This window comes from Salinibacterium sp. NG253, assembly GCF_015864945.1.
GTDB lineage: Bacteria > Actinomycetota > Actinomycetes > Actinomycetales > Microbacteriaceae > Rhodoglobus.
Genome location: NZ_JADYWF010000002.1, coordinates 130494 through 143986, shown reverse-complemented (window position 1 = coordinate 143986; position 13493 = coordinate 130494). Strand labels below are relative to the sequence as shown.

The following is a 13493-nucleotide window of genomic DNA, read 5'->3' as shown; positions in this document are numbered from 1 at the left end:
AAATTCTGCCTTTAGTGGAAAAGTCAGAATTTTGATCGGCGTTTTTTCGAAAGTCATGTGAATTCGTGCGAAAATGGCACCTCAGCGACATTTCAACCGAAGGATCTTCGCATGGCCGACGAGCTTGATCCGATCGACACGAAGATCCTCGCGCTTCTCTCGCGGGATGCCCGGATCAGCAACGCGGCTGTCGCCAGCACCGTGGGTATCGCAGCATCCACTGCCCACACTCGCATCAAGTCGCTCTTCGACCGCGGCCTCATCACGGGATTTCACGCTGCGCTCAACCACGAGAAGCTCGGCCGCGGCCTTCAAGCCATCATCGGAGTCTCCCTGCGCCCGGGCGCGCGTCAAGAGAGCATCCAAGCCTTCACCGAAGAAATCCGTCGACTGCCCGAAGTGATTCAGCTGTTCTTCGTGGGTGGCGGCGATGACTTTCTCGTGCACATCGCGGTCGAAAACTCGTCAAAGGTTCGGCTCTTTGTCGTTGATCACTTGTCGGCCCGCCACAGCGTTGCCTCGACCAACACGAGCATGATCTTCGAGTACCACCGCAATGCGGTTGCTACGGATTTCTCGTAACCCTAACCGGCGACTTCTTGAAATTGATGCCTCGTGCTGGCAGTCTGAGCGAAGGCGGAAAACATATCCCTCCACACCCCTTTGGAGCAGCACCGTGACCACGATTCCTGACACGAACAATCACACAGGTGCGGTTCGGTCCGCGAACAACACTGCCGGTCGCGTCTCGCTGATCATCGGCATTGCCGCCACCGTCCTCGGCACTGTGTTCTTCGTGGTGCAAACGAATCTCACCTTCACAGTCGGCTACGAACTAATGAACTCATGGGGACTGGTCAGCAACGCCGTTATCGTACTCATCAGCCTTGCCGGCCTCGGTTTCGGAATCGCTGGCGCAGTGCAGCGCAGCAAACCACAGCTGGCTGCCGGGATTGGCATCGGTATCGCAGCAGTCATGCTCACCGATGTACTTGTGTCAACTGTGGTGTTTGCCGTCGTCGCGGCAATTTTTTAGCGCGGAACGGCGCGCGCGAAGCACTGTGGGCGCACCACAATCTGCATCTGCGGCTTTCCCCCTAAAACTGGTCGAAGCGTGGGTTCGTGAGCGGCCAATCGCGTTCGATCCATGCCGGCACGAACGTATCGAGTGCGGCTTCGAGCTCGGTGCCGACGTACTCGTCCCGCACCCACCAGGAAACGTCGGCATCCGCTGCGGGCGTTTCGGCAGGGTCAATATAGACACAGCCGATGAGTTCCGTCTCGTCCGCATCGAAGAGCGCGAAGTTGAACGACTCGTGGGTCTGCATCTCGTCGGCATGGCGCTGGAGATCGGCGCGATCCTGCTCGGCGGTCATCGTAACTGGCGGCCAGCCCCAGGCCTCGCCATAGATCGACCACAGCCGTTCCCGCGACCCCATCACGGCAGCCATATCGAGCTCGGTATCGGAGGCACGGATCGGGCGGAGGTGGTGGCCAGTCGGCAGGGAGACGCGGGTCGGATGCTGCCAGCCCGCAGGCAACCACGGCGCGGCCGTCGTGACCGATTCAGGACCACTGCCCCACGCGGCGAGCGCCGTCACCACGCTCTCGACAAGCTTGCCGAAGCTGCGTTCGCGGTCGACGGGAAGTTCGAAGGCTCCGCCCGTTTCGAGCGAGACAAAACCGTGGAGTGTTGAGCGGAGAAAACGAGTGGCATCCACTGCGTCATCGTCCCGCAGGCTGTAGCCCGCAAGCACCGCGAAGATCACCGCAACGCTCGCGGCTGACACCGCTTCATCATCCGGGTCATCGGGCGCTGGTGCACGCACCGTCAGCGGATACTGCCCCGGATGCCGCAGCGCCCACTCGCGGTACGCCACCGCGATTCCGCGGATGGCATCGTCGCGCGAGCGCCCCACCGCGGCCTGCTCCATTGCCGCGGTGAGCTCTGCCTTGGCGGCGAGCATGATGCCGCGCCGCAGCCCTTGCACGCCATCGACGTGCTTGTAGAGGGACGGAATCTTCACGCCAAAGCTGGTCGCCACGGCTGCCAGATTCAGGCTCTCGGAGCCGTGCTCGTCGAGGAGCTGAGCGGCCCGCTCGATGACGGCGGCGATGCTGAGCCCCGCCCTAGGCACGGTGGCCTTCGGCGTCGCGTCCCGAACCGCGGTGTCCCGAAGCGCGGAGGAAGTCGAGAATGGCAGCGGCCGTCTGCTCAGGCTGTTGCGACTGCGGGTAGTGGCCGGCGTCGTCGATCATCACGGTAGTGCCGCTGAGCGCGGAGCTGATCCAGTCCGCCTCCGCTTGCGGATCGGGAAAGTCGGGATCGTTGTCGCCCATAACCACCAGCGTAGGGGTCGTGATGGCAGCCAGACTCTCCTCCGCTTTTACGTGATCGGTGCGCGTCGTGAGACTGAAAGCACGCGCATAACCGGGGCGCTTGATCGCGGCAATTACCGCATCCAGATACTCGGCGAAGTCGTCAGGCTTTGCCCCCGCATAAAGCTTCGGCAGGTAGCTCTTCCACACCGCGGCAGCCCAGGGACGCGCCATAAGGATGCGCATCGCGAGCTTCATGAGCGGGTTCGCGGATGCTGGCTCCCGCACGAAGGGGCCAACCAGCACGAGACCGGCGACGAGTTCGGGCGTTTCTGCCGCGGCAATAGCCGCAGCGCCAGCACCCATGGAGTTGCCAATGACGACGGCCGGGGCATCCAGCTGCCTCAACAGCGCAGCGATGTCGGATGCGGTTGCTTCATCACCGTAGGAGTCGAAGCCCACACTGCTGTCGCCGTGGCCACGGAGGTCGGTGGTGACCACTCGATAGCCCGCTGATGCGAGCGCTGGAGCGAGAAAGCGGTACGTCGATCGCAAATCGCCCATGCCTGGCACAAGCAGAAGGAGCGGGCCTCTGCCGCGCTCGTCGAAGGCAATTGTGCCACCCGAAACGGCAAGGTGCTGCGTAGCCGGGTGGATTGAGTCGCGATTCGTCATGTGGCTAATGTAGTTAGCTAATTGGCTAGTGTCAATAGCCAAACGCCCGCGGGAGCCGTGCGCGAGTCGCCTGCCGCACTCGTTCGAGTCAGCCGCTAATCGCGTCGTAAGTGATAGGTCAGCGCCTGCCGCACGCACTCGCGCAACTCCTCGACCGGGATCTTGTCGCCGACGTTGAACTGCACCGCACGGTCGCCCTCATACGTGAAGGTATCGCCGAACTGGGCCCGAAAGTCGCTGACTAAGTTCGTGCTGCAAATGAAGAACATCGCGTAGTCGTGTGCCGACTTCGCGTTCGTCGGAGCGATGCGAATCGTGCTGCCGCTGCGCGTCTCCTTCGTGAGGTACGCCGGCTCGCCCCACTTCAGGGTTTCGGTGATCGAGCCAACACCGTCAGCCTCGGATGCCGTGGCCAAGATCAGCTCACGAAGCGTGAGCAGTTCGGCGCGTATCGGTTCCGGATAGTCTTCGAAGGTTGCCGCCACCTCCGCCGGCATGGCCGTGCTGCTGGAGGCCGTGTTGCTGGAGGCCATGCTGCTGCGCGCCACCCCAGCACCGGCACTCGCATCCGTACTCGTGTTCGTCTTCGCCGACTCACTCATGCTTCGACGCTACCGCTTCTCTTGGCGGCGCACCATCTCCGCAATCCACAACGGCGCATAGGGAGAAGTGCACCCCCGCGGGGTGGGGTAGCCCTTCAGCACCTCGAGCCGTTCGCCAATCTCGAGCGCTCGCTCGCGCAGGTCGGCATGCTCGATTCCGATGTAGGCAAGGGTGTTGTTCATCTCCCACTGCAGTCGATCCGGCGCATCCTTCATCTCGGCATCAACAACGTCGAGCAGGCTGGGGAGATCGAGTCCGTCAGCCTTCTTGCGCACTCGCTCGGCGGTGAGCGCCCAGCCAGCGCTGCGCACTCCGGCATCCGGGTCATCCGTCCACGCCACCCGCAACTCTTCGAAGTGGGGGCTCTTCTTGACGACATAGTTGATCAACCAGTCGCGCACCTTCGATGCCCTCGCCTGGCGCACCATGGCATCCAGTTCGTCGCGGGTGAATTCTTTGGGCTTGCAGATCAGCAGCGCCACCAGTTGCGCGGGGGTGTCATCCGTTTCCCATAATTCAACGGCGAGCGGATGCTGCGTTGTGAGCCGCTTGGCGATCGCCCGAAGCTTGCCGAGATTGACTCCATGGTCGTCGCCGTGGCGCTCGTTAATGGCGCGAGCTTGGGGATCCTCGAGCGCCGCCAATTCAGCCATGACCTCAGCGGCTGCAATGGTTTTCATGCCCCGACGCTACTCCCCCTGCGCCTGCCGTGCGCGAGCACAGAGCACGGTCAGATCCACGCCAGAAAACTCCATCAAAGATTTAGTTGCTTAAGGTAAGCAATATGATTAGTCTCGCTAAGTGCTTAAGGAGATGAGACATGATTGACGAGACGGATGCCGCACGGCTACTTACCGGCATGGTCACGATCAGCCGCACCTTTCGCAAGGCCGGCCAACGCAGTCGCGAACGCAGTCTCGCTGGCACGAAGTACGGATTCTTGCGGTGCCTGATCGACTCTGATGCTCGACTCGGTGAACTCGCCACCCAGCTCGTTGTCTCAGCCCCCGTCGCTTCCCGCGCTGTCGAGGCGCTCGAAGCAGAAGAGCTCGTCGAACGCCGCCCTGACCCGAGCGATGCACGCGCGATCCTCATCTCCATCACCGAGCAGGGGCGCACCGCGGTGGCCGAAGGCAACAGCCACATCATCCGCAATTTTGCTACTGCTCTCGACGACTGGACTCCCCAAGAAGCCGAGCGGGCCATCAGCCTGCTCAGCGCGCTCAATGAGCGTTTGGCTGACGTGCTTGAGCCCTCCGAAACTCCGGCTGACGCTGAAACCAGCGCCACGCCCGACTCCGCTAGACCGACCGACACACTCACCGCTCACGATGAAGACGAGAACAACGAATGACAGCACCCGCACGCCCCGCAGCGCCATCCCCCGATCAGCCGGGCGCTCCCGTGACCTACACCCACCGCGAAATCCTGCAGGTGATGACCGGCCTTCTCGCCGCCCTCTTCACTGCCATGATCTCCACCACGATCGTCTCTACTGCACTGCCGACCATCATCGCCGAGCTCGACGGAACCCAGCGTCAGTACACCTGGGTCATCACCTCCAGCCTGCTTGCGATGACGATTACGACCCCGATCTGGGGAAAGCTGTCTGACCTTTACAACAAGAAGATGCTGACCCAGCTCTCCATCGTCTTCTTCCTCGTCGGATCGATTGCCGCCGGCTTCGCTGGCTCTATCGGCGTGCTGATGATCGCTCGCGCACTCCAAGGCATCGCGATGGGTGGCCTCACCGCGCTCGTGCAGTCGATCATGGGCTCGATCATCGCGCCCCGCGAGCGCGGCCGCTACGCCGGCTACATGGGTGCCGTCATGGCCGTCGCCACGGTCTCCGGACCACTCCTGGGCGGCATCATTACCGACTCGCTCGGATGGCGCTGGTGCTTCTTCGTGAGCCTTCCGCTGGCCATCATCGCCCTCATTGTGCTGCAGATGAAGCTTCACCTGCCCACTAACCCGCACGCCAAGACCCAGCTTGACTACCTCGGAGCCGTTCTGGTCTCCATCACCGCAGCTCTCCCGATGCTCTGGGTCACCTTCGCGGGCAACGACTACGACTGGATCTCGTGGCAGTCGGGCGTCTTCCTCGCCGCCTTCCTCGTCGTCGGCTTCTTCGCCGTTGTCGTTGAACTGCGCGCGCCCACCCCGATGATTCCGTTGCGCCTACTCGGCAACTCGACCACCATCTGGATGATCGTCGCCAGCGTCGGCATCGGTGTCGGAATGTTCGGCTCGGGCATCTTCTTGACTCAGTACTTCCAGCTCGGCACGGGAGCCACTCCCACGCAGGCCGGCCTGATGACGATCCCAATGATCATTTCGCAACTGCTCTCAGCAACCATCGGTGGTCTCATCGTCAGCCGCATCGGTCGCTGGAAGCCCGTCATGCTGGTGGGCAGCATCCTGCTCTTCGCTGGCCTCACAGGCCTCGGCACGATCACCCACGACACCGCCTACTGGACAGTCGTGATCTACATGGTGCTCATGGGCGTCGGTATCGGCGCTCTCGTGCAGAACGTCGTGCTCGCCGTTCAGAACACTGTCGACGTGAAGGATGTCGGATCTGCTTCGGCTGCAATCGCGTTCTTCCGCTCGCTCGGCGGCGCCGTTGGCGTCACCGTCTTGGGTGCGGTGCTCACCAACCACGTGAGCACCAACATCGTGGACGACCTCGCCGAAATCGGCGTCGACCCCAGCGCGCTTTCGAACAGCTCGGGAGAAACCAGCCTCAACATTACCGACCTCCCCGAGGTCATTCAGACGGCATTCCACCATGCCTACGCGGACGCGTTTGGTTCCATCTTCATGATCGCCGCCCTCGTCAGCGCTACCGCCGTGATCGCGATTGCCGTGGCCCGCGGCTCGGTGCTGCGCACCACGATCGGCATGGCTCCGCCTGCCGGAGTGACGGTTACTGAGGCCGGCGGCGAGACCCCCGCTGCCGACGCAGCGACGGACAGCGACCCAGCCGGTGATGCATCCGGTGAGACAGCCGCAGGTTCGAATGAACAAACGGATCGCCCCAGCACGGACTAATTGGCGCTGGCCCTCTTAAGGGAGTGGCCCGACGAACACTTCGCCATCACGGCGAGTGTGCGTCGGGCTAGTTCCGTTTAAAGTGTTGGCGCGCTAGGTGTGCGCGTTGCGGGTGCGGGCTAGCCGTGCGCGCTACGCGAGCTCGCGGATGGCAGCGACGAACGCGTCGATGTCTGCCGCCTGGTGCGCGAAGGACACCACGATGCGCACGACGCCAGGCTCCCAACGGTTGGCGTAGAAGCCGAAACCGCGATCGTGGAGGGCTTCAGTAAGTTCGTCAGAGAAGACAGCGAAGAGGATGTTGCTGCCGGGCTTACTCGTGACAGTGACGCCCGCGACATCCGCGATTCCCGCGCGAAGGCGCGCCGCCATCGCATTGGCTTGGCGGGCGTTGTCGAGCCAGAGGTCATCGGTCAGATACGCGTCGAGCTGGGCGGCCTGGAACCGCATCTTGGAGGTGAGCTGGCCGCCGCGCTTGTGGCGGAACGACAGCTCGGTCGCGAGCGTCGGGTCGAAGCAGACAATGGCATCCGCCGTCAGCGCGCCATTCTTGGTCGCCCCAAACGAGAGCATGTCGACGCCGAGCTTCCACGTCATCTCGGCGGGGCTCACATCGAGGGCGACGAGAGCGTTGGCAAAGCGAGCGCCATCCATGTGGATGCGCAGGCCAGCCTCGCGCGCAATATCCGTCAAGACGCGCAATTCGTCGATCGTGTACACGCTGCCCGTCTCCGTGACCTGCGTGATGCTGAGCACGGATGCCTGAACACTGTGCACGTCGCCACGACCAGCCTTCACTGCGACCCGCAACTCGTCGGGGTCGATCTTGGAGTGCTCGCCTCCGAGCAACACAATCTTTGAGCCATCGGTGAAGAACTCGGGAGCACCGGCCTCGTCGTTCTGAATGTGGCTGTCGGCGTGGGCGAGGATGCTGCCCCACGGCCGCGTGAGCGAAGCAAGGCCGATTCCGTTGGCCGCTGATCCGGTGCCGACCGCAAATACCTCAAGGTCGCACTCGAACGCTGCCGCCATCTTCGCGCGCATCTGAGCCGTGAGCGCATCGTTTCCATAGGGCGCAGCGGGGCCAGCGGATGCCGCAACGACGGCATCCAGAATCTGCGGTGAAGCACCGGCAGCGTTGTCACTCAGGTAGCCACGCAGGATGGAATCGTTCGGGGTCATGGCAGCTTTCTGAAACGAGAAATAGGGAATGCCAATCGGATGCGCCTCGGGCCCTGGGCCTCGAGCGCTACTAGACCGAATCACCACCGCAGAAAGCGAATCAGTCGAGTGTTCGGCAACGATCAGCACTGCTCCGAGCCACTCTTAGTCGATGATATCTCGCGGCGGGTAGTGCCGGATAGCCGCCCCGTCTCCGGGTCGATATCGTGCAGCTTTATTGCGCCTAACGCAATGACACGACGCCCCTTTGAGGGCTATGGTGCGCCGCCCCAGCCCGGTACCCTTGAAACATGAGTATTTTTGCAGCAGTGAGCAACGGTGGACCCGACGGGTCGGCAGCGATCGCGGTCGTCTTCATGATGATCTTTTGGTTCGCCTACATCGGATTCTTCGTGCTCATCGGGCTCGTCTCGCTCGCAGTCTCGGTGCTTGCTCTCGTTTCCCTCTATCGCAATCGTGACAAGCTTCGGGCAATCGAACTTGCCGTGTGGGTAGGGATTTCCTTGGTCGTCACCATTGCCGGCCCGCTCTGCTGGTTCTTTATCGGCCGCCGCAAGATGCTCGATGATGAGCGCGCACACGAGCAGCCAACCCCCGCCTGAGCAACGAATGTAAGGAACAACTAAATTGCTCAAATGAGGCCTCGACAGACTCGCTCCTAAGGAGTTGAATCGTAGTGAGCACCACCCGCACAGCAGCGGGATGCAACCCTGCAGTGTCTGAGGTCTTCAATAGTGTGAACTCGAAGGAGTAGAAAACTATGACGATTGCCGCGCCCCGGCCGACCGAAAGTTCAGCAGACCGAGCACGCCCCGCCGTCGCTTGGACGACCATCCAAGCAGGCTTGTGGGTAGGCAATGCCGCCGGCGAATTCGCCGGAATGATCGAGCGAAGTTCCTCCGGTGAATTCTTCATCACCGACCACCGCGCCAAGCCACTAGGCACCTGCGCAACGCTCGATGAGGCTCAAGCCCGCCACGCCCGGCAGTTCCAGCTAGCGAAAGCCGACCGTTGACCCCCGAGCGCACTGGTCGTTGATCGTCTAACTTTCCGGGACTAATACGCAACGCGGGCAACTAGAATCAGCCCCATGGATCGATTGGCTTCTGCGCGCGCCACGGGAGTGCACTAGTGGGCGCCGGGCACGATCACGCTACGAGTACCGACAACCGCAACCGGCTACTCATCGCGTTCATTATCACCGTGGGCGTAGTCATTGCCCAGGCCATCGGCGCGATCGTCACCGGCAGCCTCGCACTGCTGGTCGATACCGCCCACATGCTCACCGACTCTGCCGGCCTGCTCATGGCGCTGCTCGCCGCTGGCCTCATGCAGCGCCCAGCTACCAGCAAACACTCCTGGGGCCTCAAGCGCACCGAAGTATTGAGCGCCATGGCTCAATCGAGCCTGCTCTTCGCCGTCGGAATCTACGCCCTCGTCGAAGGCGTGCGTCGCCTCTTCGACCCACCCGAGATTCAGCCAACCGGCTTGTTGATCTTCGGAATCATCGGGCTCGTAGCCAACCTTGCGGCCATGCTAGTGCTGACCGGCGGCCGCAACTCCAACCTCAATATGAAGGCAGCGTTCCTCGAAGTCGTGAACGATGCGCTTGGCTCCGTCGGCGTCATCATCAGCGCAATCGTGATCGCCCTCTTCGGCTGGTATCAGGCGGATGCCGTGGTCGGCATCCTGATCGCCCTGCTGATTGTGCCCCGCACCATCATCCTGCTGAAAGCCAGCCTCGGCGTGCTGCTGGAGTCCACCCCGAAGGGCATAGACCCCGAAGCGGTGCGCGCCCACATCATGGCTATGGAGCACGTCACCGCGGTGCACGATCTGCACATCACGCGCATCTCCTCAGACCTGCCCGTGCTCACCGCGCACGTCATAGTCGGTGACGCCTGCTTCCGCGACGGTCACGCCGCCGAGATGCTGCCAGCCCTGCAAAAATGCGTCGCCGAACACTTCGAGCTCAGCATCGAACACTCGACATTCCAGATCGAGCCAGAAAGCAACATCGACGAAGAGCACGTGCACCACCACTAGGCGGTTGCCACACCACCGACTATTTCGCGCGCTGGCCCGGAATCGCCTCGAGCAGTTCCCGCGTGTACTCATGCTGCGGATTCGACATCACATCGTGGGCGGTGCCCGCTTCGAGCACCTTGCCGGAACGCATCACGGCGATGTGGTCAGAGATTTGGCGAATCACCCCGAGGTCGTGGGAGATGAAGAGGTAGCTGAGCCCGAACTGCACCTGAAGGTCGACCAACAGTTGCAGGATTTGCTCCTGCACCGAGACATCCAGAGCAGACACGGGCTCATCGAGCACGATCAACTCGGGGCCGATCGCGAGCGAACGCGCGATGGCGACGCGCTGGCGCTGACCACCCGAAAGTTCGGTCGGTCGGCGCTGCGCGAGCGTGGGGCTGAGGCTCACGTGCTCGAGCAGTTCGCGAGCAACTTCGGCGCGGTGCGTGCGATCGCCCACGCGGAAGGCACGCAGCGGCTCAGCGATGATCTTCTCGATCGACATCTTGGGGTCGAGCGAACCGAAGGGGTTTTGGTAGACGACCTGCACGCGGCGGCGCAGTTGACGCAAAGCTTCGCCCGAGAGCGAGGTGACATCGGTGCCGTCGAAGCTGACGGTGCCCGAATCGGCCGACGCGATACGAGCCGCAATGCGCGCCGTCGTCGTCTTGCCCGAACCCGACTCCCCCACGATCGAGAAGGTCGAGCCGCGCGGAACCACGAACGAGACATCGTCGACGGCGCGCAACACTTGCGAGCCACCGCCCTGGCGGCGCAGAGCGAAAGTCTTCACTAGGTTCGAGACCTCAAGAATGTTGGTGGCTTCAGCGGCATCCGCCCCGCTGCTGGCGGCGGAAGCAGCGACGGCTCCGGATGCCGTGGATGAGCCCGCAGGCTGCGCCGGGCGGGTGTGGGTGAATAGCTTTCCCGCGCTCGATTGCTGTTGTTCGCCGAGAACAGTCAATGACGGGGTGAGGCGTTTGCTCGCCAACCCCGGAGCGGATTCCACGAGTTTCTTCGTGTACTCGTGGGTGGGCGCCGACAGCACCTGTTCGGTCGTACCTTGCTCGACGATCTCGCCATTGCTCATGACAGCGACGTAATCAGCGCGGTCGGCGGCGACGGCAAGGTCGTGGGTGACGAGAACGACGGAGGTGTTGTGGCGACGCACGAGTTCGTCGATGTTGTCGAGAACGTGGCGTTGCACGGTCACGTCGAGGGCACTCGTCGGCTCGTCCGCAATGACGAGTTGGGGGTTGCACGCCCACGCGATTCCGATGAGCACTCGCTGGCGCATGCCGCCCGATAGTTCGTGCGGAAACTGGGTGGCGCGAGCATCCGGATCCGGCAGACCGACCTCAGCCAGAATGCGCACCGCTTCGGTCGCCGCCTCGGCTTTGCTCAGCTTGAGGTGCAGGCGCAGCGCCTCGGCGATCTGGTCGCCGACGCGCATGAGCGGGTTGAGTGACTTGCTGGGGTCTTGCGGCACGAAGCCGATGCGACCGCCGCGAATGGAGCGCAGCTCGCGCTCCGACATCGGGCCGAGATCGCGCCCTTCGAACTCGATGGAGCCGCTGTCGATACGGCCGCCGGATGCCAACCGCCGAATCAGCGCTTGCGAGGTCGTGCTTTTACCTGAGCCCGATTCGCCGACAATCGCGACGATCTTGCCGCGCGGAACGACGAAGCTGATGCCGCGCACCGCCGCCACGGAACCCGAGCGGGTCGCGTAGGAGACGTGCAGGTCGCGCACGACGAGGATGTTGTCGTCCACTTCCGTGGTGTGCTCGTCCACCGCGTTCGCGCCAGACCCTACTTTTGCACCAGAACCGTGCTCGATCATTCGTCGCCTCCGATCGATCGCGCGACCCGGTTTACGGCAAGCACGACCACAAGAATTACGGCACCCGGAATGATGCTGAGGCCGGGGTTGGTCGCCACGTAGTCGCGGCCCGCCGAGACGAGTGCGCCCCACTCGGGAGCGGGCGGCGGAGCCCCAAAGCCGAGGAAGGTCAGGGCCGAGACCGAAAGAATTGCGGTACCGAGTTCGAGCGCCGCCATCGCGATCACGGGGCGGGCGGCGTTGGGAAGAACGTGCTGCACGAGAATGGCTGGCGAACGAACCCCGAGCGTGCGAGCCGCTTCCACATACTCTTCGCTGCGGATGCGCAGCACTTGCGATCGCATGACGCGCGCGAAGCTGCCGGCGGCTCCGAGTCCAACGCCAAGGGCGAGCGAGACGGGGCCGAAGCCGAGACTGGCGACGACGATCAGGGCGAGCAGAACTCCGGGAACGGCGATCAGCACATCCACGAAGCGCATGATGATGAAGTCAGTGCGGCCTCCGACAAAGCCGGAAATGAGGCCGACAACGGCACCCACAACAACGCCGACGACGACGGCGAGGGATGCCGAGAGCAGCGAGAGGGCGGCTCCATAGATGACGCGCGAGTAGAGGTCGCGGCCCAAGTTATCGGTGCCGAACAGGTACTGAGCGCTCGGTGGCAGCAGACGGTCGGTGGCTACTGATTCGAAGGGATCGTGGGTCGCGAGCAACTGAGGTGCCAGAGAGGCCACGATCGCCAACGCGATAATGATGAGCCCGAGAACGAAGCCGGGCTTGCGCAGATTGGTCATTTCTTTGCCCCCAGCCGTGCGCGCGAAGGAATGCCGCCACCGATTCTGGTGCGTGGGTCGATGAAGCCGTAGGCGACATCCACGAGCAGATTGACGAGCGCATAGATCGCGCCCACCAGCAGCACAACGCCCTGGATGACATTGATGTCGCGGGCGAGCACGGCATTGACGGTCATGCGGCCGATTCCGTCGCGCGAGAAGACGGTCTCGACGACGGCGGTTCCTCCCGCCAAGTACCCAATGAGCAACCCGAGAATGGTGATGGAGGGCAGCATCGCGTTGCGCAGCAAGTGCTTCGTGAAGATGCGGCGCGGAGGTACACCCTTGGCTACGGCCGTAAAGACATAGGGACTGTTCTGGGCTTCAAGCACGGCAGAAGAGAAGACCTGGAAAAAGAGGGCGCCGACGGGCAGGGCGAGCGTGATCGCCGGCAGGATTGCGGCGTCGAAGCTGCGAGCGCCGGCCGAGGGCAACCAGCCGAGGCTGAAGGCGAAGACGCTGATCAGCAGCAGGCCGCTCAAGAAGGCGGGCACCGCGATCCCGAATGGCGGAATCTGTAGCAGCAGTTGGCGCAGCCACGGCCACGGCGCGGCGTAGGCCAAGAAGGTGATGAGAACGGCGGATGTCACGCCGAAGAGCAGAGCGAGCGAGGCGATCTGCACGCTGAACGGGAACGCTCGGGCAATCATCTCGGTCACGGGAACACCGGTAGAGATCGAGACCCCAAGGTCTCCCTGAGCCGCCGCGATGAGGTGGCCGAAGTACTGCTGCCAGAGCGACCCGTCGAGGCCGTACTGCACCCGCAGGGCATCGAGTTCGGCCGGATCGATGACCGTTGATGCGCCGCCCTTTGCTGCAAGGGCGGCGATCAACGGGTCACCGGGCAGGAAATGGACCAGCACGAAAACGAGCGTGTAGGTAGCCACCACAACGAACAGGAACTGTCCGAGTTTGGGCAGCAAGTAGCCTGCCCAGGCTTTCACCTGTGTCAC

15 protein-coding genes are annotated in these 13493 nt (G+C 62.9%); 7 read left to right on the top strand and 8 right to left on the bottom strand.

Annotated features, from left to right (window positions below):
• The first annotated feature begins 111 nt into the window (after nt 1-111).
• Nucleotides 112-582: an Lrp/AsnC family transcriptional regulator gene (locus I6E52_RS10620; protein WP_197138583.1), complete on the top strand. Its 471-nt coding sequence runs from the start codon at nt 112-114 to the stop codon at nt 580-582.
• Between the two features lie 94 nt (nt 583-676).
• Nucleotides 677-1036, top strand: coding sequence for a hypothetical protein (locus I6E52_RS10615; RefSeq protein WP_197157262.1), 360 nt, complete (start codon nt 677-679; stop codon nt 1034-1036).
• Nucleotides 1037-1097: 61 nt separating this feature from the next.
• Here I6E52_RS10615 and I6E52_RS10610 read toward each other — a convergent pair whose 3' ends face one another.
• The 4 genes from I6E52_RS10610 to I6E52_RS10595 form a co-directional block, all read right to left on the bottom strand.
• Nucleotides 1098-2138, bottom strand: a complete 1041-nt coding sequence (locus I6E52_RS10610) for a GNAT family N-acetyltransferase (protein WP_197157260.1) — start codon at nt 2136-2138, stop codon at nt 1098-1100.
• Nucleotides 2131-2994: an alpha/beta fold hydrolase gene (locus tag I6E52_RS10605; RefSeq protein WP_197157258.1), complete on the bottom strand. Its 864-nt coding sequence runs from the start codon at nt 2992-2994 to the stop codon at nt 2131-2133. Before I6E52_RS10605 ends, I6E52_RS10610 begins: the two co-directional genes overlap by 8 nt.
• 95 nt (nt 2995-3089) lie before the next feature.
• Entirely contained in the window at nt 3090-3596 is a 507-nt protein-coding gene (locus tag I6E52_RS10600; RefSeq protein WP_197157256.1) for a DUF1801 domain-containing protein, read from the bottom strand.
• A gap of 9 nt (nt 3597-3605) precedes the next feature.
• Nucleotides 3606-4277, bottom strand: a complete 672-nt coding sequence (locus tag I6E52_RS10595) for a DNA alkylation repair protein (RefSeq protein ID WP_197157254.1) — start codon at nt 4275-4277, stop codon at nt 3606-3608.
• Between the two features lie 140 nt (nt 4278-4417).
• On the opposite strand from I6E52_RS10595, the gene I6E52_RS10590 reads away from it, so the two are divergent.
• On the top strand, nt 4418-4951 hold the full coding sequence (locus I6E52_RS10590) for a MarR family winged helix-turn-helix transcriptional regulator (RefSeq protein ID WP_197157252.1): 534 nt from the start codon (nt 4418-4420) through the stop codon (nt 4949-4951).
• Nucleotides 4948-6651: an MDR family MFS transporter gene (locus I6E52_RS10585; RefSeq protein ID WP_231602071.1), complete on the top strand. Its 1704-nt coding sequence runs from the start codon at nt 4948-4950 to the stop codon at nt 6649-6651. Before I6E52_RS10590 ends, I6E52_RS10585 begins: the two co-directional genes overlap by 4 nt.
• Before the next feature lie 132 nt (nt 6652-6783).
• On the opposite strand, the gene I6E52_RS10580 is transcribed toward I6E52_RS10585, so the two are convergent.
• Nucleotides 6784-7833, bottom strand: coding sequence for a low specificity L-threonine aldolase (locus I6E52_RS10580; RefSeq protein ID WP_231602070.1), 1050 nt, complete (start codon nt 7831-7833; stop codon nt 6784-6786).
• A 290-nt stretch (nt 7834-8123) separates the two neighbouring features.
• Here I6E52_RS10580 and I6E52_RS10575 point away from each other — a divergent pair, with 290 nt between their 5' ends.
• The 3 genes from I6E52_RS10575 to I6E52_RS10565 all read left to right on the top strand — a co-directional run bounded on the left by I6E52_RS10575 (nt 8124) and on the right by I6E52_RS10565 (nt 9879).
• Nucleotides 8124-8435, top strand: coding sequence for a PLDc N-terminal domain-containing protein (locus I6E52_RS10575; RefSeq protein WP_197157248.1), 312 nt, complete (start codon nt 8124-8126; stop codon nt 8433-8435).
• A 158-nt stretch (nt 8436-8593) separates the two neighbouring features.
• A complete protein-coding gene (locus tag I6E52_RS10570; RefSeq protein ID WP_197157246.1) occupies nt 8594-8848 on the top strand; it encodes a hypothetical protein in 255 nt (84 codons plus the stop codon).
• Nucleotides 8849-8964: 116 nt separating this feature from the next.
• A complete protein-coding gene (locus tag I6E52_RS10565) occupies nt 8965-9879 on the top strand; it encodes a cation diffusion facilitator family transporter (protein WP_197157244.1) in 915 nt (304 codons plus the stop codon).
• 19 nt (nt 9880-9898) lie between these two features.
• Here the strand turns inward: I6E52_RS10565 and I6E52_RS10560 are convergent, their stop codons facing one another.
• From I6E52_RS10560 to I6E52_RS10550, 3 genes are read right to left on the bottom strand one after another with little or no spacing between them, the layout of a single operon-like run.
• Nucleotides 9899-11707, bottom strand: a complete 1809-nt coding sequence (locus tag I6E52_RS10560; protein WP_197157242.1) for an ABC transporter ATP-binding protein — start codon at nt 11705-11707, stop codon at nt 9899-9901.
• On the bottom strand, nt 11704-12501 hold the full coding sequence (locus tag I6E52_RS10555) for an ABC transporter permease (protein ID WP_197157240.1): 798 nt from the start codon (nt 12499-12501) through the stop codon (nt 11704-11706). Before I6E52_RS10555 ends, I6E52_RS10560 begins: the two co-directional genes overlap by 4 nt.
• The gene (locus I6E52_RS10550; RefSeq protein ID WP_197157238.1) at nt 12498-13493 is read right to left on the bottom strand and encodes an ABC transporter permease; all 996 of its coding nucleotides are present in this window, start codon (nt 13491-13493) and stop codon (nt 12498-12500) included. Before I6E52_RS10550 ends, I6E52_RS10555 begins: the two co-directional genes overlap by 4 nt.

Bases quoted from the DNA above. Each gene is read 5' to 3' on its own strand.
- I6E52_RS10620 (WP_197138583.1), top strand. From the start codon at position 112: ATGGCCGACGAGCTTGATCCGATCGACACGAAGATCCTCGCGCTTCTC.
- I6E52_RS10605 (WP_197157258.1), bottom strand. From the start codon at position 2,994: ATGACGAATCGCGACTCAATCCACCCGGCTACGCAGCACCTTGCCGTT.
- I6E52_RS10600 (WP_197157256.1), bottom strand. From the start codon at position 3,596: ATGAGTGAGTCGGCGAAGACGAACACGAGTACGGATGCGAGTGCCGGT.
- I6E52_RS10595 (WP_197157254.1), bottom strand. From the start codon at position 4,277: ATGAAAACCATTGCAGCCGCTGAGGTCATGGCTGAATTGGCGGCGCTC.
- I6E52_RS10590 (WP_197157252.1), top strand. From the start codon at position 4,418: ATGATTGACGAGACGGATGCCGCACGGCTACTTACCGGCATGGTCACG.
- I6E52_RS10585 (WP_231602071.1), top strand. From the start codon at position 4,948: ATGACAGCACCCGCACGCCCCGCAGCGCCATCCCCCGATCAGCCGGGC.
- I6E52_RS10580 (WP_231602070.1), bottom strand. From the start codon at position 7,833: ATGACCCCGAACGATTCCATCCTGCGTGGCTACCTGAGTGACAACGCT.
- I6E52_RS10575 (WP_197157248.1), top strand. From the start codon at position 8,124: ATGAGTATTTTTGCAGCAGTGAGCAACGGTGGACCCGACGGGTCGGCA.
- I6E52_RS10570 (WP_197157246.1), top strand. From the start codon at position 8,594: ATGACGATTGCCGCGCCCCGGCCGACCGAAAGTTCAGCAGACCGAGCA.
- I6E52_RS10560 (WP_197157242.1), bottom strand. From the start codon at position 11,707: ATGATCGAGCACGGTTCTGGTGCAAAAGTAGGGTCTGGCGCGAACGCG.
- I6E52_RS10555 (WP_197157240.1), bottom strand. From the start codon at position 12,501: ATGACCAATCTGCGCAAGCCCGGCTTCGTTCTCGGGCTCATCATTATC.